This window comes from Desulfosporosinus sp. Sb-LF (assembly GCF_004766055.1).
GTDB lineage: Bacteria > Bacillota > Desulfitobacteriia > Desulfitobacteriales > Desulfitobacteriaceae > Desulfosporosinus.
The window spans coordinates 225,185-245,809 of record NZ_SPQR01000008.1 but is presented as its reverse complement, the minus strand read 5'-3'; the positions used below and the strand labels follow the sequence as shown (position 1 = coordinate 245,809).

Here is a 20,625-nt window from a genome sequence, read left to right as displayed (position 1 = left end):
GCGATACCCCTCGTTTCTGTTAGATTAAACAAAGATTTTATGAATCGTATCGATTTGCCTACCATCGATGGCGGCTTTACCAGTGAAGCCAAGATTACGAGCATTAAAAGAATCCTTCTCTAAGCCCTCATAATCGTTGCCATCGGTAAACGCGGTATCAAAGCTATTTAAGCCCGCAACACGGCAAGCCATGGAAATCTTGCTCCGGGCATAGAGGATTTCGTCGCCTTCTTTACTTCGGGTCATTCCCAGTTCTTTAGCCAAACCTTCGGCATTAAAAAAGAGACCGATGACTCGAGGTGATGCACTAAGAACTGAGGAAACCTCTTCCAGTGCCTTCGCGGTTTCAATCACCGGAATCAATCGAATGCTCCCTTGTTTAAGCCCAGCTTTCTCTTCAGATGTGGCCAAAACCTTATCAACGTTTTGAAGCTGCTCCATGCTCGCTTGAGGAATCATTAAGGCAGCAGGTTGCACTTGGGAAATCACTTCAATATCTTTAGCCCCGAAACCCGATTGCAGAGAATTGATTCGCACCACAATTTGAACCTTCTCATAATCCATAAAGCTGATGGCCTCTTTAACGAGCAAACGAGCACTATCTTTAGCTTCAATCTTCACCCCATCTGCCAGATCAAGCACAAGCAAATCCGGATTAAACACGGGTGCATTTTGAAGCCGCTTGGGGTTATTCCCCGGAATAATGAGCATACTCCTGTTTTGAATCATATCGATACTCCTTTACATATCATCTTAGACATCATCTAAAGGTTTAAAACAAAGCTCTTTCAATCGCTGCCTGAACTCTTGCTCTATAAGTATAATCCAAAGCTCCTTTGTCCTGAGCTTTAATGACTACATCCTCGACTCCAAGTTTTTCTGCAGTTTCTAGAATTACTTTCTCAATCTGTTTTCCGAATTGTTTCTGAATTACTCGTTTCGTTTCAAGTTCAACCTTAATCCCACCATCAGGATTTGGCGCAACTGTAACCAGTACATCGCTGGACTCTATAGCTCCAGCCTGTGCGGTTCTATTGATTTTCATCTGTTAACCCTCCTATTTACACGGGTAGTTAATTGTTTCGTTCATTTAGTAAATACCATTCAAAATGAACAATAACCGTCAACTCCTGAAATTTCGTGAATGCGAATACTTTATCTAGCTTAATTGCATTGTGTAGAGAAATAAATCTTTCCATTGTCATTCGTTTTTAGAGCTTGTTCAAAGACTTTTCCTGCTTCATCATAATTCCCATCATTTATAAGGTTAATCATATTATCCCGCAGGATTCGGTAATCCTCTTGAACGCTCTTAAATTCGGTCTGGGCTTGCTCACTATTTACCTTTGCCATGGGTACGTGACTATGTGTTTGCATCGAAGAGAGTTACAACGTCATAACAGAATCAACTTCAGCTAATAAGTTTACATAATCCCCTTTTGTGATCATGTGCACATATCTTTTAAAAGAAACCGTTCTCTCATATATTTGGAGGAACAATAATTTAAATCATCTGCATTCTTGTAATACCAATGTTAGAGGGTCAACCCTTTTCTGTATTGAGACAGTACAAAAATCAAACGTGAAGTTCATATTATTAAAGACGGAACTCCTCATTTTGATTTACATTTAAGCTCTTTTCAAAACATGCATATAGTAATTTTGCTTCTCTACAACAAGTTTAGTCATACTCCTAAAAAGAAATTTGAGATCTTATTGGTTTTCTCTTGGTGCTTTTGCCCTGTATTTTATATTAAGTAGATCGCCCCAAGAAGGAATGGATTATTTTTCTAAGATTACTACTTATTTATTCATATTTCAAGCTTTTTAATTATAATATAAATACACTTTATATCAATAATATTCACTTATTTTTGATAATTTCCATAAAACTATTATATTTTGGACTTAATAACTAAATTTTGGTGCAGACATATTTTCGTAATTATTAAGTAACACCAGTTTGAAGCCATTGGTCCTCGCTGTGCCTGACTGTTTTGCTAAGCAGTGTTCCCGTTTTTCACTCTAGTTCATTTCATCAAGGCAAATAAAATAGGGTCGATCCACGTTTTTGGGACGTGAAGCTTCTAGCCCTATTGGCTAGAAACGAACTTATTAAAATAGTAGCTAGATGTGATTTTTTACAAAGGAATAAAGACTGTAAGTGTCGAAAACTAGAAATCAAATATAGGAGTTGCTAATTGTTTTCCACTTAAAATAATCCGGCGCCTGTTCTTCCAATACATGTAAACTATTAGATTGATAAATAACGAAAGGGGTAATCATATGAGCAAAATTATCGGTAATTCTTTGCCCGAAGAAATTGTTGATTTGTTTGAAAAAGAGCTAACTACTGTAGTGGTTTCCACGTTAACTCCTGAGGGATTCCCACACGCTATGCCGGTACATCTAATTTTTGCACCAAATGATAAAACTTTCCGAATGGCTCTCGTGAAATCACACCAGACAACTACAAATATTAAAAACAATGGTAAAGCGTTTATAACTGTATTAGAAGGAACCGATATAGCCATGGGTATAAAAGGTACTGCAAGGGTTGTCAGAGAGCCCATGGAAGGTAATGCCGCCATGTGTATGGTTGAATTTGATATTGAACAAATAAAAAGTGATACCACTCCTACAGTAATAGTCACGGAAGGAATAAATAAAAAACATAGGTCCCCAAAAACTGCTGATTTTTTTAGAGCTATGTTCGATGAGCTATATAAAGGTTAAATTAAGCTGACCGATTTGCTCCTGCAAGCAAAATGTAAAAACCCGCTAGCTGATGTTTGGCACATCAATTTAGCGGGTTTTTTGCCTATCAGAATATAACTAACTATCTACTTTGTGTAACACCTGTTCTTGTACCTTCCATATTCTTCGATAGTCTCTCAACCAAACGGGTATTTCTCTTGGACGTCTTATTATTGCGAACTGCCATACTAACTGCTTTCTTTATACCCACTAGAACAAAAACTCTCTTAACCTTAGTGACACAAGTGTAGAGAAGATTTCTCTGCAACATTACGTGTTGCGCATCGTTAAGGATGCCACGACAATCTTATACTCACTGCCTTGGCTCTTATAACATAAGCTAAATCTCGACGGCTTGGACCTCGTCCGTTCCGATCTTACCCGTCTCAAACTCACTCGATCCTAACTCACCACTCTTAAGACCATTAGGTTCTAACCCATCAACATCAGAAGCCTCGATATCAATCTCATCGGCATCGAGTTCAGCACCTTCTACCCTAAGGTCCTCCAACATTTTTAGGCTTTTTGAAATCTTCTGATTGATCACACCGGCTCCAAACAAAATGAGAGCGATACCGCCATAGACACCGATAGGTTCATAAATTCCCGGTAACAATTGGCTAGGTATTAATTGGCTAGCGACGTCAGCTGCGGCATACCCTTGTGCAACGTATTGAGCCAAGCTTTTTTGGAACAGCACAATATTTGTCACCAAAAAAGCGACCCCAATGATCGTCACAACGATAGCGGCAACATACAATACGATAGAACCAGCAGGACGCTTGGATTTCTTCAACGCGTCGTCTCTCTTAAATCTCATTAAAATTTTAGCTCCTTTTGACATAAATAATTTAAGGCAAAACAGGTATGGATAATTCCCAAGCTACTTAACTAGCGAGTAATCATCATCTGTTGTTTTCTTATAATAGTATAAACCTGTTACCATTCCGTGACCTTTGTATGGAGAATATGTCAAGCTTATAATGGAAAATATGAGGAGCGAAAAATGCCCTCACCGTTTCCGATGAGGACGAGAGGTTTCTTTACCTACTTGGACCCACAATAACGATGACAGCGCCCACCATGAGATAGCTCCAAATATGGCTAATCTCATGGCGGAATACCTGCAATAATTCGTCAATAAGTCCTTTAAAGGCAAAAGTGATCTTTCAATACTATGCAATTGTTTAATATGTACACCATCTCAAAAAGTTGCGATTTGCCATATTCGACGTTAAAATCCTTCATTAGAAAAACTCTGTTGTACCTATTTTGCCAGCAATCCAAAATGCTTAAGTGGCCAGTATCTAAATAAGGCTCTTCCCTCAACATTTTTTGCTGGTAATACGCCCCAATAATGACTATCTAGACTATTGTTACGATTATCACCTAGTACAAAATACGAGTCTTTTGGAATCACCACTGGACCATAAGTATAATCAGGTTGCGTCATTTCGTAGGATTCTATTAATGCATTGTCATTAATAAAAACCTTACCATCTTTAATCTCCACTTTGTCACCTGGCAGACCAATAATCCTTTTGATCCAAAGGTCACCACTCGAATCAACATTTGTTAGTGGATGAAAGACGATTATGTCCCCTCTTTTAATTTCCGACAACTTATAATATAATTTGTCGACTACTAACCTGTCCTGCAACTGGATTGTTGGTAACATCGACCCGGTCGGAACAGTTATTGCTTCAACAACGGAGCTTCGCAATCCCCAGGATAGGGTGATTGAGAATATTATAATTCCTAGTGTTTCAAATAGAAGTTTCTTTGTGCTTCGTGCACTATCCATTCCATTCACGACCTTTTTGTCATATTTGCTCCAAAGAATTACTTCAGCTTCTGCCATTTTCGGAAACCTGATATTGTAATACCAACTACACTACTCTTAAATTATTATGAAAATGTGAGCAACCTATCAAGTAGTTATCAAGATCATTAATGGCAAAAATATCAACAGTAAAACTTAACGTAAATATTCCAAGATAAAACAAAAAGGCCGATCACTTACTTCCATTAGGATTCAAGAATCTTATTGAGAGCAATTTCTTGCTTTTTTCAAGGGTTCTCCTTCTCTGTTTGTTTACTGTGAACCTTATGAAGCATGTGATGAATGTCTGCAACCTGAAGTTCAAGATGGTGAAGATGCTTTTGCAGATCGTCAATTTCCAACTCTGCTTTGTAGTTAATGGAAAAGTCAACGACAGCTTCATGTTTGTCTCGTATGGCTTGTCGGTTTTGACTCATGATAATAAAGGGAGCTTGAAATGCAGCAGTGAACGAAAGAATAAGATTCAGAAGAATGAAGGGTGCAACATCAAAATGAAGTGCGCTTGTAAATGAAAGCGTGTTCCAGACCATCCAAAATGTGAGGAATGATGTAAAAATGATAATGAACTTCCAACTGCCAGCAAAAAGAGCTACCTTGTCAGCTAAATGGTCTGAACGGGTCGTCTCACGATATTCTCGAGCGTTTAGTTGTGTTAGAATATGACTTTTATATTCATCGACGAGTCGATCAATGCGATCGGCATGAGCATCGCTAATAGTTGGGACCGAGTTCTTGTTTACTTCTTGATCTTGTTCACTTTTTGGATCTTTCACATGTCACACTCCTATAAACAATTTTACATTAGAGGATATATATCAAACTCCCAATGATAATTAACCGTTCATTATAGCATATCTCTTTTCTTATAAATGCAAAACTCATAAGTAAATACGCACACTAAAAACCATAGCCCACTCACTGTCAAGCTTGTGACCATGGCACTAGGCGCATGTATACGAAGATAAATGGGGCTAATTGCTAAGAGAAACATTAAGGCAAATTCGCTAATTATTATAAATACTTGAATAGACCTTGATTGGTTTCGCCCAATAAAGTATCCTAAGATAGCATAAAAAGATAAGGCGGCAATTAAGAATCCAGAGCTTGGTGCTTGAAATGGTGAAAGGTTTTCAAAAACGTTTACATTTTCACCACGAAAGAAAAACCTAAAAAGATAGTCAATAACCGTACCTCCTCCCCATGCCATTGCCAGAGGAAGCACATGCGTCCATAGTTTAGTCCTGACTCTTATTACAAACACTACTAAAAGAAACCATAGCATTAATATCATATGAGTACCAAATGCATTAACCATTCGCATCAAGTTAATTACCGAAGACATTGAAGTAGCTTCCAGCAAAGATACTACGAAGTTATCAAACTCGCCAACTTCATGGAAAACAAGATCCTGAATCAATCCCATCAATATGAGAAAAAGTGTTATAAAGGTGATACCTCCTACCAGCACAATGACACGCCTTTTACCAAGTGACTGATAACGGTTTGCCAGTATCAAAAGTTGGTTTTGCAACCATAGAATTAAACGTTCATGATCCTTATAGACAAGGAAGAACGTAAAAAAGAATACTATTGCAGTGATACCCAAAATGCGAGAATACCGATGTATGATCGGCAATAGTGTTTCCCATCGACTTCCAAGGAGTCTACCAAGAGTTATAAACAAGGTTGTCCATAAAAATGCTCCCAGGTAGGCAAAGGTTGCAAACTTCCGGTAACTCATTCTACTCATACCTGCAACGAAACCTGAGACATGACGTACTCCAGGAATAAAGTATCCTGCAGTTAGAAGCTTCCCACCATGCTGATGATACCAGTTCAATACTTTTTCTATCCTTGAGCTTCCTGTATGCTTTTTTAGAAGCGCCAAGACTTTCTGTTGGAAAAATGTTCCCAATAAGTATTCGATTGTGACAGCTGTACAACAACCCATAGCAGCAAATAGAATAGCCAAAACATTATTTAACTGACCTGTATATGTAAGAAAACCAACAAAAGTCATTAGCAATTCATCAGGAACAGGAAGCCCTAAAATGGAAATGCCCACAATTAAATATAATCCAACATATCCATATTGCGTAATATAGTGGAAAATAAGCTGAGAAGTCATGGTTACTCCTTTCACCATAGTTAACGTTAACCTTAAGACGTTTTCTATATTGTCCGATTTGAGTTTAAGGTAGTTTTTCCAAAAACATTCTCAAGCACTCATATTTTAACAATTCAATTTTTAATGTAGTTCATTATAACAACTAAAGGAGTATCAGAAAAGTGAATTCATTCGATCTTTTGGGTTACCATGCCCTTAATCAATGGGCAGGACATTTCCACAGTTTAGACCTTATTATGTCATTTTTAGCTCAATATGCCCTAGAAATCTATGCCTTACTATTTATAATTGCCTTGTTTACCCTACCCAAACCGGATACTGATCGCCGTCATGCTCTAGTCATCATGGGATTGTCTGGTATTCTAGCACTTATTATTAATCTCGTTATTTCTAATATTTGGTTTCGGCCACGCCCTTTTGTTACACTTCCAAAAGGTACCTTTACACAGCTTATCCCCCATTCGGTTGATGCCTCATTTCCTAGTGACCACACTTCAGGCAGTTTCGGTTTTGCAGCTGCGTCTTGGAATAAAGCCCATATTTGGGTGAGATGGAGTTTTACACTATTAGCCATCCTTGTTGCGATTGCTCGTGTTTACGCTGGTGTACATTGGCCAACAGATATTCTTGCAAGTGTACTAATAGGTTTTGTTAGTTCTAGAGTTATATGGCGAATTAATCCTATATTTAAACCTTTAACAAATTTAGTTCTACGGATATTACATTATGGAAAGTTTGCTAAAGGGGACTTGCATTAAGTTCATAATTACCTTTATTTTTAATGATTTACAATCGGCCCATTTCTTGACGTTGGTGAGGGTTCTTAGGCTTTCAAAGCAGTATCGAAGCTAGTACTCTCACCTCATTAAAAACACCCAATCGAGCAACTTAATCAAGGCCAACTCGGGGTATCTGAGACGTTAATTGTTGCTGTTAGAATGGTTGGAAAAACGACAGATTTGCAAGGCCCTAGTTAAAACGGCCAAGGAGAATGAAATGAATCCTTTATTTATAAGGGTCTTCACGTTAACCCGCGAAGACCCTTACCTTATGCACTAAATCTCTTCAACATATTAATTGTTTGAACATGCATACCTTCATGATACATGGAAAATATAAGATATTCGCCAATCGTCTTTAGGGTTAACCCAGAAGGCATAGTGAGTGGGTTTGCAACGACTTCGTCTAGACGATTGCTTAATTTTTCTTCGATCCGGTTTGTTTGATCTTCCAATAATTGAATTAGTACAGGTAATGTTGGTGGTTGTACTTTCCACTCAGAGGGTTTTGAGTCACGTCCAAATAACTCTGTAAATCCGTTTGGGACTACCATTGGCTCTTGTGCGAAGTTAAAAGCAAATCGTTCTTGTGATAGATAAACATGACCGAGATTCCATCGAATGTTATTGTTGAATCCTTCAGGTACTAAATCCGCTTGGTTTTCACCGAGTTCTTTTACTGTATTAATAGTGTTACTACGTATAACCTTAAGTTGGTTAAATAAAAATCTCCTCAAAGCAATCACACCTCCATGATTATTATATACAAATTTTATGCAGTCGCCAAATTATAAAGTTGCTCTTCTAAAACTGAAATTCAAGTACGTCTGACTTCACACAGTCGGCGGCCGAAGTGTTGTTAACAACGAGTACATTGACTGTTAGCTTGCCATTTCGTGAGGAGTGGGTACCATTTTGCACCGATTGGCATGAAAGAATCAACATGTGTCTCGAACAAGGTTAAGACTATTTAATAGAACTACATATTCTGGTAAATCATTTACATGGGGAGTCGACCAGCTGTGCATAACGTGAGGGAATCTTTACGTTTCAGATAATCCTAAGACGGAAATATCTTATGAATTTCATCAGCACTTCTCCCCCTTCAGGTGACTAAGAACGGTGCTTTTTAGTAATTTGCAAAAAAATATTGAGTATATCCGCAAATGAAAAGGGGCTTTAACAAACTTTGAACAAGTTTGATACGGCCCCCTTTAGCAAGAATGCGGATAGTTTGCCCGATATTATTTCCTGCATCTGATTAAGTTTTACTAATTTAGACGCAAATATCTAATGCAAAATGGGAATGATTTAACTAACGCGGTTTAAGGATGAATTACGTTACGTTTGTCTCAATTAGAAAGCTAAATTGCTGATAAGATCTTAGCGTCATCATAGTAAACAGTCCATAAATCTTGTTAAGAGAAGGAGGAGTCAGCTTCTTATGTCCAATATTAACAAACTGTTCTCCCTGAGAATCCGCGCTCTTATTTTTGGCCATCCTCTATCGACACAGAATACTGAGGAGTCAAAAGTCGGCGTTGGCGGAGGGGTTCCTGTTTTTGGTTCAGACATTATTTCGTCTGAGGGGTATGCCCCAGACGAGATCTTGTATGTTCTGCTTCTGGCTGGAACGCTGGGATATGCATACATTCTGAAGATTTCACTTTTAATTGTGATGCTGGTGATCAGTATTTTCCTTGTTTACCGGAAGGCGATTCAAAAATACCCCGAAGGCGGGGGATCTTACACCATCGCTAAAGCTTACCTCGGCGAGAACTTTGGTCTTATCGCCGGTGCGAGCCTGACGCTTGACTATATTTTGACAGTAGCGGTCAGTGTTAGCTCAGCAATCGAAAACTTAACGGGAATTATCTCCTGGTTAGCTCCGCCTGGACACAAAGTTTTAGCAGATTGTTTAGTCATTATGTTCATGGCATGGATTAATTTACGTGGTCTAAAAGAATCAGCCCGCTTATTTTCAATTCCAGTGTATCTTTATATTGCAACGTTAGCGCTTTTGATCGGAACTGGCTTAGTTGAGATTTTGGTCCATGGAGTTACTCCAACGGCGGTAGCAACAGGGAAACTTGCATCATCCTCTGTCGGTGGAATGACCTGGTTTATCTTAGCTCGGGCGTTCGCAGGGGGAACAACGGCTTTGACAGGGTTTGAAGCGGTGAGTAATGGGGTTACTGCGTTCAAGAACCCGGCCCAAAAGAAGGCTATTAAAACCTTGTTAATTTTAGCTATTATTGTATCTCTTGGGCTGATAGGGTTGACGTATTTAGCGGGTGCTTACCACCTTGTCCCATCTGAAGGTAATACCATCCTTAATCAGTTAGGGTTAATAATCTTTGGAAAAACTATTCCCTATTTTGTCCTGATGGGGACCGCCGCGGCGATTCTTGTCATTGCTTCAAGTACCCCATATGCCGGGTTACCCATCTTATTAAGCTTAATGGCGCGGGATGGATACACTCCGAGATATTTCAAGAACTTAGGGGATCGTTTAGTTTATAGTGTTGGAATTTGGACCTTGTTCCTCGTTTCCAGTCTACTCATTATTGTGTTTCACGGAGATACCCATATGATGCTTCCTCTTTACGCAATTGGTGTGTTTATTTCGTTTACCTTAACTGGCGCAGGGCTTGCTAAGCATACTTGGAAGGAAAGAGGAGTAAAGTGGCAGTCCGATTTTGTTATATTTAGTTTTGGGGGGATCGTTTCATTCCTGGTTTTACTCGTCTTTATTACAACCAAGTTCAAACAGGGAGCTTGGATTATACTCCTCATTATGCCTCTCCTCGTTTTGATGTTCCGGGTTATTCATTATGTTTATCAGGAGGAGATCCAAAATTTAGAGATTACGCAGGAAGCCTCGGATGATTTTCATAACCATGTGAAGAAAATAGATCGAAGAAGGTCAAAAATTGAAATATCAAGTTATCGTAATAAAATTATTGTTCCAGTTTACGATTTGAACTTAATTGTTTTAAAAACTTTAAAATATGCGTATGCGTTAACTCCACAAGTCACAGCTGTTCATATTGCTTCAGACCCAAACCGAGCAACAAAGCTCATAAAACATTGGGCGGAACAGCATATGGAAATCCCTTTAGAAATTGTAGAGTCTCCTTATCGGGCTACAGTCCATGATCTATTGGATTATGTAGATAACATTGAAAAGGACTGTGATTTTGACACAATAACAATAGCTATCCCGGAATATGTACCGGAAAAACTGTGGCAAAATATTCTACATAATCAGACAGGCCAATTGATGAAGCTTATGCTGCTTTTCCGTAAAAGTATTCTTGTTACAAGTGTTCCTTACCATCCCATACCGAAAAACTCAAACCTTAATCCCAAAAACTAACGAGTTCAAATCCTAGAATTTCATCCCGAAGCCTTATTATCATGGAAAATCAATTCCTATCATATCGCCCCTAGCTAGGTGAAGATCACTCGCTTCTTTACGTAATAAAACTCCTCCAACTCTAAAATAACCTGCAGACGGTTAAGAGTTGGAGGAGTTTTCGACGCTATTGGTATTTAACGTAGTAGGACTGTTTTCTTTTACCAGTAAATTTAGGATTAAGTTAATGCGCGCGTTATTGGGTGCTATTTGTGTTATTGAGATTTGTTCCATCCTGATTGAATTGATCCATACGTTGATTTTGTTCTCTTGGGAAATGTCCTTGTTCATTTCCTTTTGGACCGATTATGCCCGTAGCATAACAGATACCCAAAGAAATTAGAACCATAGTTGCTAGTGAGATTACCTTGAGCCTATTTTGGAAAATGCCTAAAGTAATGTTTTTAATCCATTTAACATGCATTACAAGATGTAACACAATTAAACCCGTCATGATGTACCCTGTCCAAACATGAAGGCTCCTCATGTTTATTCCCCCGAAGGATAATGATTTGTCCCCAATCAGAAAACCACTAATCAAACAAGCAAATCCTATAATGGTCAAGGGAACATTAATGTAGTAATTTTTTTCGGCATTAGAGATCAACTTTCGCTCCTCCTTAAGAATGATTTGTGCTTATAGCAACCTGTGATGTTTGTCGCTTCTTACTTTTTCTATTATAATTTGACGAACTGAATTAGCCCTGAAGATAAGCTGAAAGTATGCTGAAACCCACCGAGGAAAAGTGCTTCTATTATAGATGTGATATATGTAAAAGGCGGATGATTAACATCCACCTTTTCTGTCTTTTTACTTAATCAACTTTTAACTATTAATGGTTATAGTACTCATGATTTGATTACTGGTTATCGCACCCGATAATACTTTTGTACAGAAGGTAGCACACTGAGAGCTTGTATGATTAATCCTATAAAAATGTATACGACATGGATTAATATTATTTGTTTAACAAAATAGCACTCTACCGTAATCCAAATGATTAATGCAAATCCTATATAAAACGAGTATGCCCACGACCAATGCATTTCAGTGAATATGTTTAAACTATCTGCTGCTTTCCAATACCGTTTTGTAATAAGTGCGTATGAAGTAATTAAAGGAATTATTCCTAATATTGCAAGGAGTATGATCCCGGGTATTAAGAAGTTATTAAATGGTGAATTCTCAAGTATGGTAATTGGCATTTTTAACAGTCCCCCACTGGGATCAATTACCAGCACCACTCCACCAAAAACGGCTCCAATTCCCAATAGAATATGCATAAAAATAAGAAGTTTACAGGTAAATGGTTTCTCTTTCAATGAATTTTTCACACTAATTTCCTCTTTCCATAATCCTTAACTCACTTAACATTTCCACATCCCCCCTTGATATCCTCCTAATATTTTGAAATAATCCGAACCTGTCATATGCATCCAATGTTTTGCAGATTTATCTTGTCTAGATGCATGGGACATCTACACTCTACTTAGTGCCAACAGCAACGAAAACACTGACGCTAGCATTATTATCACCACAACTTGATTTAGCGCAACAATTTGTACCTATGCAGTCTATCAAAATGTTGTGTAACCCGGCTTTGGAGAAACAATCTTTAATATAATTCCTTTCAAACCCTAACCAGCGGTCGTGTTGCTCAACCCGTAGGAACTCATATTCATGTACATCTAAGTCGGTTAGCAGTAACTTTCCCTTCGGTTTCAAAACTCTAGTCATTTCTTCTATCGCTCTTAATGGAATCTCGACATGGTGTAAAAACATGTTTGCAAAAACATAGTCTACGCTCTCGTCTGCAATTGGTAATTTATCGGCGTGGCCCAATCGGAAATCCACATTTTCTCTTAGGGCAAACAGTCCCTGCCCCAATATCAGCAGCAGTCTTGCCTAATTCGACTCCTGCTACTTGGTAAGCCTTCTCTCGAACCGTTTCGGAGAAGAAATCTTTTCTAAGGTTATCCCACACTGAAGCAACTGTGTCAAAATACTCTTTACTACTCATATCTAACCCCCTCCTGAGATTATACAAATCCAGTTTAGTTGATCCCAATATACTAGAAATCGGTACTGTTAAAGGAAAAACCCTTCCCAAACTAGGAATGCAGGTCAAAAAATCCGGGCGAACAACTGGTTTGACACATGCCCGGATTATTGCCGTAAATGTCATAATCGATGTGGATTACGATGGAAGAATCTTAAAGTTCAAAGACCAGATCCTCACAGATAATTTTGACGAACCTGGGGATAGCGGATCTTTGGTTCTAAATGAGTTTAATTGGGCAGTTGGCCTATTGTTTGCGGGGTCTGAAAACGTTACAATTATTAATCCCATTGACCCAGTCTTGGATTTACTCCGTATACACTTTTAGCTAGAAGTAACGAGTTTGGACAAGTGGAAGAATTTAAACGAACTTATGAAATCTTAGAGTCTGAAGAGAGTTTTGAAATACCACCAGAAGTACAGATTACAGGGATTCGATTATTTAGAATCCCCGTTTTTTTGAGCCATCCCAATTTCCAAAGTCTTAATGCCTTGCAGAAACAGTTTATGATTCGCTTGATTCGTGAAATCCAACGCGAACTATTATTTCCTCGCACATTACCCAGAACAGAAGCCTATCCTGAATCAATTTTAACAAATGTTCGTAGAATGATATTATCGAGTTACGACCTAGTGGCAGCCAATTTACGTTTAAACAGGTAGAAGTGATTGGATCAAACCTATCTGGTCCAGTTAAACCTGAGAAGTTTTGGGTTGGCTCATCTTTTTCTCAAATAGAGCCCGCTATGACTTTTCAGTATGGGCTTCCGCTCATTCTTATCTTCGAAAAAGGTGTCAGACAAGAGGGAATATATGCGTTTGGCATAGCCCCGTTTACTATCTTGACCTGGGATTCCGAAGTTCGAACCCTATTGATGCTTTCTTTGACAGTGTCCAGGTGGAAAGAAATCTTGCAAAACTGGGCTGCTGAGGTTCGCGGTGGTTATTATATTCAGACTCAACCGGAATTTGAATATATGAATAATGACTAAAACAAGCAAAGTAAAAAGCTTCAACTACAGATGCTTTTTACTTTGCTGATCTTATATTAAGGTCGTAAAGATGAATGAGTTCTGTCTTTGAACCCTTTGAAGCACCTTCGAGTGCTTTATTAAGAAGATCGCTGTATTCCGATATCTCTAGACCCCTTTAAAGGCTATTACGTTCAAGAAACGATCGATACCTCCAGTGCATTTTATGATCTATATAATGGTAATTCATTGCCCATGGGACAAAGTTACTTGGGTAAGGGTTACGATAGTTTAATGTTTAACTAAAAATGCTAAAAAAGCACACAGGACTATAAGAATACAAAGCATGCAGATGAATCCACCCCAACCCAAGTGAGTCCAAAAGAAACCACCGCCCCAACCAATGATACCGGAACCAATGTAAAAGAACAGTAAATATAGGGAAGCAGCTTCAGCTTTTTTCCCTGAAGGTGCTACCACGCCTACCCATCCGTTTGTAACAGTATGACCAGCAAAGAATCCGAAGACGAAAACCGCAAGGGCAAAGATTTTGACATAAAGATTGCCGTTCAATGTTAGCAGAGTACCAGCTAATAAAAGAGCAGCAGCAATAAGGATTAAGTTTGCACGGGGATACCGGGTCGACAATTTACCAAAATACATGGAACTTACGGTCCCCATTAGATTTATGACATATAAGAACCCTAGGATCGTTTGACTTAAATTATAGGGTGTCTGTGTCAGCGGGTAACCAATATAATTAAACATAGCAACATAAATGCCCATGAGCAGAAAAGCGATAATATATAGAAGGATTAACTTTTTTTTCAGAACGTTCCTAAAACGCAATATCCAATTGCTAAATGATATTGGCACTTCTTGAAAATGCTTCGAATCTGGTAAGGTTCGCCAGAACCAGATACCGCATACTAAACTGATTATCCCAAGGATTAAAAAGGCAAATTCCCAGGATACAATATCCGTTAAAGCACCGATAATTACCCGCCCGAAAAAAGCACCTATCGCTGTGCCAGCTACGTATACACCGATTGCGGAGCCTGTCGAACTTGGAGATATCTCTTCGTTAAGATAGGCAATCGCTGTTGCTGGGAAACCGGCTGCACTAAGACCTTCTAACAATCGAATCAGAAGAAATAATTTAAAGTTGTAACTTAAGTAAGACAGAATGGCTAGTAATGAAGTAATAATGAGCGAAATGCTCATGATCCTTTTTCTGCCCCAAGCATTAGAAAGCATGGTTACAATGAGCACGCCAAATGCCAGTGATATAGCTGAAAAGGAAATACTTAAACTCGCGGTAGAGGCTGAGATATGGTATTGTTCGGAAAAGACATTGATTAATGGTTGTGGCGAGTAAATAATGGCATATGTGACTATACTCCCAAGCAACATACAAATTAAAACCCGCTTATAGGCCGGGCTTCCGGGTTCGATGTACATCAATTTAAACGCGTCCCTTCCACAAAACTAATAATAATGTCTCTTTGATAAAGCAGTATCTGTATAAATACCTGCTAACAGACTTGATAATATGAGATTTAGTTAAATGAAGGGATCCTTTACCAATTGCAATTATTTCCTTCCGAATAGAACTATAAAATTGTAATATTTATAAACACAATCTACGTCCAAGAAACCAACGTCTTTTAACCAGTTTATCTGATCTTCCAATGGAGACATTTTGTCTAATTTTGTCCTTTCATAAGCAGAAAGTATCTCTTCTTTTGATAAACCACTGTTCTCTATTTTATAGTTCCATTCCCTTTTGTATAAGGATTCAATAAAGGGAGTTCCTCCAATTACTTGGTCCGCATTGATAAAGACACCATTTCTATTTAAACATGAATACACATTATCATATAACTGTTTTTTCTCGTCTCCTGTTAAATGGTGTATTGAAAGTGAGGATATTACAATATCATACTTCTTATTAAATTTATAGTTGCTATAGTCGTCAATTATATATGTAACGTTAGGCTTATCTTTAAACCTTTCTTTTGCCACGTCTATCATTTTCTCAGATATATCAATTAATGTTACATTAGCATTTGGAAATTTTTCTAAGATAAAAAAAGACAATAACCCTGTTCCCGCACCAATATCTAATATATCAGGATTATTATTATCAGTTTCGGCAATGGAAATTGCTATTGAATAAAAATCATCGAAGCATGGAATGAGTTTTTTTCTTTGGCTATCATATTGACTTGCGTTTTCATTAAATTTCACTTTGACATCATTGCATTTAATATCCATAGAGCACCTCTTTTTACTTTTTCCTCATAATACCAAGAATAAAATTGATATTCAATCTTGAATAGACGATTGATTAGGGTTAAGGTTATGTTACGAAAACTTGTCGTTACGAATCGGTAAAGAAACAAATTATAGAACAAAAAAATGGGAATGATAATACTGAATCTTAAAGGAGGTATTGTTATGACTGAAAATACGTCAAAAGAAAAGTTCTTAGCAAACCCTATTGAAAGGCATGATACGGCAGCTTGGCGAGGGCATATCGAAAGTACTAAACCCCAATCCAATGTTCCTATCCCCAGCGAAGAATCCGTGCAAAATGCAAAAGAATGGGTGGATACAAATTCTTTGTCCTAAAAAACAGCTCAAATTAGACACACGACTCCCACACTAACTATAGTGCGGGAGTCGTGTGTCTAATTTGAGCTTTCCTTCGTTAGTAGACGTTATCTTTAGATTAAATAACCATTCTTGTTCATTTTACAGGAATCAAAGGCGCACAAATCAACTTGTCTCCGAAAGAGTATCTACAATATGTCGAGATAACTCTAATTCTTTTGAGAGTTAAAGGCATGTCAATTTTTGCAACGACATGCCTTTAACCTTTAGTCCAGGTAGCTAACCATAGCCTTTTTAGACTACGATCAATATTGCATTTCCGCAAAACGCTTTAAGGTCTGATATTTTTCTCGAGCGTGCCCCTCTGCTACGTCGAACATTTCTTGCGCGACATCTGGGAATACGGTCATAAGTGACGAATAACGAATTTCGCCTTTTATAAAATCTTGGAAGGAAGCAGTAGGCTCTTTAGAGTCGAGTACAAAAGGGTTCTTCCCTTGATCTTTAAGACGGGGGTCATGTCTCCAGAGATGCCAATACCCTGATTCGACTGCCTTTTTCTGTTCTAAGATACTCGTGCCCATGCCGGATTTTATCCCGTGGTTTACACAAGATGCATAAGCAATGATGATCGACGGTCCAGGATAACTTTCTGCTTCAGCAATCGCTTTAATGGTTTGATTCATATTAGCACCCATGGCAATTTGAGCAACATAGACATAGCCGTAGGTTGTGGCAATAAGGCCTAGATCCTTTTTGCGAACTTTCTTCCCTGCAGCTGCAAATTTAGCGATAGCTGCGGTCTGGGTTGCCTTTGAGGATTGTCCACCCGTATTAGAGTAAACCTCAGTATCCATCACAAGGATATTCACGTCATCCCCACTCGCGATGACATGATCTATTCCATTATAACCAATATCATAAGCAAAGCCATCGCCACCAAAAATCCAAACGGAGGGTTTAATGAGATAATCTTTCTTCACCTTGATTTCGCAAAGAATCGGATTGCCGGCGACATCTTCGTTGTTCATAGCTTCAAGGACGCGGGCAGAGGCTCTCTTTGATCCTTCTCCATCTTCCATGTTTTCTAGCCATTCCCGGAAGGCTTCTTTGAGATTTTCACTCATAGAACTCTCTAAGCCTTGTTGCATTAGATCGGCTAGTTTAGCTCGAATTTGCTTTGAACCAAGATATATGCCATAGCCGAACTCAGCATTATCTTCAAATAGTGGACTCATCCAGGCGGGCCCTTTACCTTTTGCATTCACGGTATACGGAATAGAGGGTGCACTGCCACCCCAGATGGAGGAACAACCTGTAGCGTTAGCAATTAACATACGGTCACCATACAACTGTGTAATTAGCCGAGCATAGGGTGTTTCACCACAGCCTGGACAAGCTCCAGTGAACTCAAGCAATGGTTGGGCGAATTGACTTCCTTTTAAGCTCTTAACATCCATTAGATCGCGTTTTTCAGTCACATTTTTAATAGCATATTCCCAGTTTTCTGATTCCATTTCAATCTCATGGTCGGCTGGTTTCATAATAATTGCTTTACCAGGTGCGGGGCAAACGTCGGCACAGTTTCCACAACCAGTACAATCAAGAGGCGTAACTTGAATACGATAGTGGTAACCCTCTAGCCCTTTGCCGATAGGTTTCTTAGTCTTGAAGGTGTCCGGAGCTTTCTCAAGCTCGCTATCATCCAAGAGGAAAGGCCGAATCGTTGCATGGGGACAGATATAAGAACACTGATTACATTGAATACATTTATCGATTTGCCATTCGGGCACATAAACTGCAATTCCCCGTTTTTCATACCGTGTTGTGCTTAACGGGAAAGTACCATCCTCGACTCCAACAAAAGTACTGGTCGGTAGGTCTTCTCCTTCATGACGAGCCATAGGCCGTTGAATGTTTTTAACAAAGTCCGGCTCATCCTTAATTGGCATATCCTCATCAGGAACCTCAGCCCAAGAAGCAGGAACCTCGACTTTATGTAAGGCTTCAATGCCACGATCGACAGCCTTATAATTCATCTCTACAATATTTGAACCTTTCTTGCCATAGACTTTCTGGATAGAGTCTTTTAAATATTGAAGGGCTTCCTCGACGGGAATGACGTTGGATAATTTAAAGAAAGCGGATTGCATGACCATGTTGATGCGTCCGCCAAGCCCAATTTCCCCGGCAATGGAAATGGCATCAATGATATAGAAATCGATCTTATTTTTAGCAATATTCCGCTTAAGAGACGCTGGCAGGTGATCTTCTAGTTCCTTCGCCTGCCAAGGACAGTTGAGAACAAAGGTTCCGCCCTTTTTCAGGCCTTTAAGAAGATCGTAGTGATAAATAAAGGACTTATTATGACAGGCAATATAATCCGCATCAAACACCAGATAAGAGGATTTGATTGGTTGCTTGCCAAAACGCAGGTGTGAAATGGTCGTTCCACCTGATTTCTTACTGTCATATTCAAAGTAACCTTGGACATTAAGGTCTGTGTTATCTCCAATAATCTTGATCGCGCTTTTATTTGCACCGACCGTACCATCGGAGCCAAGTCCCCAGAACTTACAACGGATTGTCCCTTCTGGCGAAGCGTCAATGGTCTCCTCGATTGGTAAGGAAGTGTGGCTCACATCGTCGATAATGCCAATGGTAAATCGATCCTTGGGCTGTGCTTTCTTCAAGTTTTGGTAGGTAGCGAGAATCTGCGAGGGAGTAGTATCTCTGGAACCTAGTCCATAACGCCCCCCTACGATCATCGGTTTTGACGTTTCATGATTATAGATTTGCAATATATCAAGGTACAGAGGTTCTCCCGTAGAGCCAGGTTCCTTCGTTCGATCGAGAACCGCGATTTTCTTCACGGATTTAGGCAGAACATCAAAGAAGTATTTTTTGGAGAAAGGACGATACAGATGTACTTTAATGAGCCCGACCTTTTCTCCCCTTTGAGCCATGAAGTCGATCGTTTCTTCGATGGTATTACAAACGGAACCCATGGCTACGATAATGTTCTCGGCCTCGGGGTCACCGTAATACTGAAAGGGATGGTACTCGCGTCCGGTTATTTTCTTGATCTCTTTGAAGTAATCCTCCACGATATCCGGGACGGCCTCGAAGAAGGGGTTTGAAACCTCGCGTCCTTGGAAATAGATGTCTGGATTTTGGGCAGTCCCTTTGAGGACAGGATGGTTTGGATTCAATGCCCGGTCTCTAAATTCCTGAATCTTTTCAAAGTCGACGAGTTTAGCAATTTCGTCATAACTGGTTGTCTCGATTTTTTGAACTTCATGTGAGGTTCTAAAACCATCAAAAAAATGCATAACTGGAACCCGTGATTTAATCGCTACAAGATGCGATACATAGCCTAAGTCCATCGCTTCTTGAACATTATTCGCGCAAATCATCGTAAACCCAGTTTGCCGAGCCGCATTAATATCTTGATGATCCCCAAAAATTGATAAAGCGTGTGTTGCTAAAGCCCTGGCAGTGACATGGAATACTGCTGGCACAAGATTTCCAACCAATTTATACATCTCTGGAATCATAAGAAGTAAACCTTGGGAAGCCGTGTAGGTTGTGGTCAAAGCCCCTGCTTGGAGGGATCCGTGTAATGCCGCTGAAGCGCCAGACTCGGATTGCATCTCGACAACTCTTACCGTTTGATCAAATAAATTCTTTTTGCCATGTGCTGCCCATTCGTCAACTCCCTCGGCCATCGGAGAAGAGGGCGTGATCGGAAAGATGGTTGCAACCTCAGTCAGAGCATAAGATGCTTCTGCTGCGGCTTGGTTCCCATCCATTGTTTTCATTTTCTTAGCCACAGTAAGAACCTCCTCTAATTTAAACTTTAAATCTTAAGCCTAAATTAGTATTTGTCATTGGAAAACTCTCATACATTTTTTTTCAATAAATCCAGTAAAAAAACCTATAAAAATTAAGATTCCTAAATCTTTTTAAGATCTAGGAATTTCAATGTGACTATCTTGGGTCATTAGTACGATCGAAGATTTGGATTTAACAGTGTAAAGAACCCCACCCAAA

Annotated in this window: 22 protein-coding genes; 7 read left to right on the top strand and 15 right to left on the bottom strand. The window is 39.1% G+C overall.

What is annotated here, in order from left to right; genetic code table 11:
- Positions 1 to 24 precede the first annotated feature (24 nt).
- The 3 genes from E4K68_RS14010 to E4K68_RS14000 form a co-directional block, all read right to left on the bottom strand.
- A complete protein-coding gene (locus E4K68_RS14010; RefSeq protein WP_135379550.1) occupies positions 25 to 729 on the bottom strand; it encodes an aldolase/citrate lyase family protein in 705 nt (234 codons plus the stop codon).
- A gap of 43 nt (positions 730 to 772) precedes the next feature.
- Entirely contained in the window at positions 773 to 1,045 is a 273-nt protein-coding gene (gene citD, locus E4K68_RS14005; protein WP_135379549.1) for a citrate lyase acyl carrier protein, read from the bottom strand.
- Positions 1,046 to 1,164: 119 nt separating this feature from the next.
- Positions 1,165 to 1,377 (bottom strand): MCP four helix bundle domain-containing protein, encoded by a 213-nt coding sequence (locus E4K68_RS14000; RefSeq protein WP_135379548.1) that lies wholly within the window; start codon positions 1,375 to 1,377, stop codon positions 1,165 to 1,167.
- A gap of 909 nt (positions 1,378 to 2,286) precedes the next feature.
- Between E4K68_RS14000 and E4K68_RS13995 the strand changes: the two genes are divergently transcribed.
- The gene (locus E4K68_RS13995) at positions 2,287 to 2,736 is read left to right on the top strand and encodes a pyridoxamine 5'-phosphate oxidase family protein (RefSeq protein WP_135379547.1); all 450 of its coding nucleotides are present in this window, start codon (positions 2,287 to 2,289) and stop codon (positions 2,734 to 2,736) included.
- 361 nt (positions 2,737 to 3,097) lie between these two features.
- On the opposite strand, the gene E4K68_RS13985 is transcribed toward E4K68_RS13995, so the two are convergent.
- The 4 genes from E4K68_RS13985 to E4K68_RS13970 form a co-directional block, all read right to left on the bottom strand.
- Complete coding sequence (locus E4K68_RS13985; protein WP_199241771.1) at positions 3,098 to 3,577, bottom strand: hypothetical protein; 480 nt, start codon at positions 3,575 to 3,577, stop codon at positions 3,098 to 3,100.
- Positions 3,578 to 4,024: 447 nt separating this feature from the next.
- Positions 4,025 to 4,618 (bottom strand): signal peptidase I, encoded by a 594-nt coding sequence (gene lepB, locus E4K68_RS13980; protein ID WP_348982861.1) that lies wholly within the window; start codon positions 4,616 to 4,618, stop codon positions 4,025 to 4,027.
- Positions 4,619 to 4,827: 209 nt separating this feature from the next.
- The gene (locus E4K68_RS13975; RefSeq protein WP_135379546.1) at positions 4,828 to 5,373 is read right to left on the bottom strand and encodes a DUF1003 domain-containing protein; all 546 of its coding nucleotides are present in this window, start codon (positions 5,371 to 5,373) and stop codon (positions 4,828 to 4,830) included.
- Positions 5,374 to 5,444: 71 nt separating this feature from the next.
- Entirely contained in the window at positions 5,445 to 6,746 is a 1,302-nt protein-coding gene (locus E4K68_RS13970; protein ID WP_243450375.1) for a DedA family protein, read from the bottom strand.
- A gap of 143 nt (positions 6,747 to 6,889) precedes the next feature.
- Here E4K68_RS13970 and E4K68_RS13965 point away from each other — a divergent pair, with 143 nt between their 5' ends.
- Positions 6,890 to 7,486, top strand: a complete 597-nt coding sequence (locus E4K68_RS13965; protein ID WP_135379545.1) for a phosphatase PAP2 family protein — start codon at positions 6,890 to 6,892, stop codon at positions 7,484 to 7,486.
- Between the two features lie 290 nt (positions 7,487 to 7,776).
- On the opposite strand, the gene E4K68_RS13960 is transcribed toward E4K68_RS13965, so the two are convergent.
- A complete protein-coding gene (locus E4K68_RS13960; protein ID WP_243450374.1) occupies positions 7,777 to 8,253 on the bottom strand; it encodes a DinB family protein in 477 nt (158 codons plus the stop codon).
- A gap of 698 nt (positions 8,254 to 8,951) precedes the next feature.
- On the opposite strand from E4K68_RS13960, the gene E4K68_RS13955 reads away from it, so the two are divergent.
- The gene (locus E4K68_RS13955) at positions 8,952 to 10,886 is read left to right on the top strand and encodes an APC family permease (RefSeq protein ID WP_135379543.1); all 1,935 of its coding nucleotides are present in this window, start codon (positions 8,952 to 8,954) and stop codon (positions 10,884 to 10,886) included.
- A 235-nt stretch (positions 10,887 to 11,121) separates the two neighbouring features.
- On the opposite strand, the gene E4K68_RS13950 is transcribed toward E4K68_RS13955, so the two are convergent.
- From E4K68_RS13950 to E4K68_RS21120, 4 genes are all read right to left on the bottom strand, one after another.
- Complete coding sequence (locus E4K68_RS13950; protein WP_158291426.1) at positions 11,122 to 11,532, bottom strand: DUF4405 domain-containing protein; 411 nt, start codon at positions 11,530 to 11,532, stop codon at positions 11,122 to 11,124.
- A 260-nt stretch (positions 11,533 to 11,792) separates the two neighbouring features.
- Positions 11,793 to 12,260 carry a hypothetical protein gene (locus tag E4K68_RS13945; RefSeq protein ID WP_135379541.1) on the bottom strand — a complete coding sequence of 156 codons (468 nt, stop codon included), beginning with the start codon at positions 12,258 to 12,260 and terminating at the stop codon, positions 11,793 to 11,795.
- Between the two features lie 151 nt (positions 12,261 to 12,411).
- Positions 12,412 to 12,780, bottom strand: coding sequence for a class I SAM-dependent methyltransferase (locus E4K68_RS13940; protein WP_243450373.1), 369 nt, complete (start codon positions 12,778 to 12,780; stop codon positions 12,412 to 12,414).
- Positions 12,752 to 12,946 (bottom strand): hypothetical protein, encoded by a 195-nt coding sequence (locus tag E4K68_RS21120; RefSeq protein WP_243450372.1) that lies wholly within the window; start codon positions 12,944 to 12,946, stop codon positions 12,752 to 12,754. Before E4K68_RS21120 ends, E4K68_RS13940 begins: the two co-directional genes overlap by 29 nt.
- A gap of 97 nt (positions 12,947 to 13,043) precedes the next feature.
- On the opposite strand from E4K68_RS21120, the gene E4K68_RS13935 reads away from it, so the two are divergent.
- From E4K68_RS13935 to E4K68_RS13925, 3 genes are all read left to right on the top strand, one after another.
- On the top strand, positions 13,044 to 13,313 hold the full coding sequence (locus tag E4K68_RS13935) for a hypothetical protein (RefSeq protein WP_135379540.1): 270 nt from the start codon (positions 13,044 to 13,046) through the stop codon (positions 13,311 to 13,313).
- Between the two features lie 23 nt (positions 13,314 to 13,336).
- Positions 13,337 to 13,648, top strand: a complete 312-nt coding sequence (locus tag E4K68_RS13930; protein WP_135379539.1) for a hypothetical protein — start codon at positions 13,337 to 13,339, stop codon at positions 13,646 to 13,648.
- An 83-nt stretch (positions 13,649 to 13,731) separates the two neighbouring features.
- Complete coding sequence (locus E4K68_RS13925; RefSeq protein ID WP_158291425.1) at positions 13,732 to 13,977, top strand: hypothetical protein; 246 nt, start codon at positions 13,732 to 13,734, stop codon at positions 13,975 to 13,977.
- 270 nt (positions 13,978 to 14,247) lie between these two features.
- Here the strand turns inward: E4K68_RS13925 and E4K68_RS13915 are convergent, their stop codons facing one another.
- A complete protein-coding gene (locus E4K68_RS13915) occupies positions 14,248 to 15,369 on the bottom strand; it encodes an MFS transporter (protein WP_243450377.1) in 1,122 nt (373 codons plus the stop codon).
- Positions 15,370 to 15,549: 180 nt separating this feature from the next.
- Entirely contained in the window at positions 15,550 to 16,233 is a 684-nt protein-coding gene (locus E4K68_RS13910) for a class I SAM-dependent methyltransferase (RefSeq protein ID WP_135379536.1), read from the bottom strand.
- 183 nt (positions 16,234 to 16,416) lie between these two features.
- Here E4K68_RS13910 and E4K68_RS13905 point away from each other — a divergent pair, with 183 nt between their 5' ends.
- Positions 16,417 to 16,590, top strand: coding sequence for a DUF3787 domain-containing protein (locus E4K68_RS13905; protein ID WP_135379535.1), 174 nt, complete (start codon positions 16,417 to 16,419; stop codon positions 16,588 to 16,590).
- Positions 16,591 to 16,877: 287 nt separating this feature from the next.
- Here the strand turns inward: E4K68_RS13905 and nifJ are convergent, their stop codons facing one another.
- Positions 16,878 to 20,405 carry a pyruvate:ferredoxin (flavodoxin) oxidoreductase gene (gene nifJ / locus E4K68_RS13900; protein WP_135379534.1) on the bottom strand — a complete coding sequence of 1,176 codons (3,528 nt, stop codon included), beginning with the start codon at positions 20,403 to 20,405 and terminating at the stop codon, positions 16,878 to 16,880.
- Positions 20,406 to 20,625 lie beyond the last annotated feature (220 nt).

What these genes read in the sequence shown, in the direction of transcription:
- E4K68_RS14010 (WP_135379550.1), bottom strand. Translation starts at nt 729, where the DNA reads ATGATTCAAAACAGGAGTATGCTCATTATTCCGGGGAATAACCCCAAG.
- citD (WP_135379549.1), bottom strand. Translation starts at nt 1,045, where the DNA reads ATGAAAATCAATAGAACCGCACAGGCTGGAGCTATAGAGTCCAGCGAT.
- E4K68_RS14000 (WP_135379548.1), bottom strand. Translation starts at nt 1,377, where the DNA reads ATGCAAACACATAGTCACGTACCCATGGCAAAGGTAAATAGTGAGCAA.
- E4K68_RS13995 (WP_135379547.1), top strand. Translation starts at nt 2,287, where the DNA reads ATGAGCAAAATTATCGGTAATTCTTTGCCCGAAGAAATTGTTGATTTG.
- E4K68_RS13985 (WP_199241771.1), bottom strand. Translation starts at nt 3,577, where the DNA reads ATGAGATTTAAGAGAGACGACGCGTTGAAGAAATCCAAGCGTCCTGCT.
- lepB (WP_348982861.1), bottom strand. Translation starts at nt 4,618, where the DNA reads ATGGCAGAAGCTGAAGTAATTCTTTGGAGCAAATATGACAAAAAGGTC.
- E4K68_RS13970 (WP_243450375.1), bottom strand. Translation starts at nt 6,746, where the DNA reads ATGGTGAAAGGAGTAACCATGACTTCTCAGCTTATTTTCCACTATATT.
- E4K68_RS13955 (WP_135379543.1), top strand. Translation starts at nt 8,952, where the DNA reads ATGTCCAATATTAACAAACTGTTCTCCCTGAGAATCCGCGCTCTTATT.
- E4K68_RS21120 (WP_243450372.1), bottom strand. Translation starts at nt 12,946, where the DNA reads ATGAGTAGTAAAGAGTATTTTGACACAGTTGCTTCAGTGTGGGATAAC.
- E4K68_RS13935 (WP_135379540.1), top strand. Translation starts at nt 13,044, where the DNA reads ATGCAGGTCAAAAAATCCGGGCGAACAACTGGTTTGACACATGCCCGG.
- E4K68_RS13925 (WP_158291425.1), top strand. Translation starts at nt 13,732, where the DNA reads ATGACTTTTCAGTATGGGCTTCCGCTCATTCTTATCTTCGAAAAAGGT.
- E4K68_RS13915 (WP_243450377.1), bottom strand. Translation starts at nt 15,369, where the DNA reads ATGTTGCTTGGGAGTATAGTCACATATGCCATTATTTACTCGCCACAA.
- E4K68_RS13910 (WP_135379536.1), bottom strand. Translation starts at nt 16,233, where the DNA reads ATGGATATTAAATGCAATGATGTCAAAGTGAAATTTAATGAAAACGCA.
- E4K68_RS13905 (WP_135379535.1), top strand. Translation starts at nt 16,417, where the DNA reads ATGACTGAAAATACGTCAAAAGAAAAGTTCTTAGCAAACCCTATTGAA.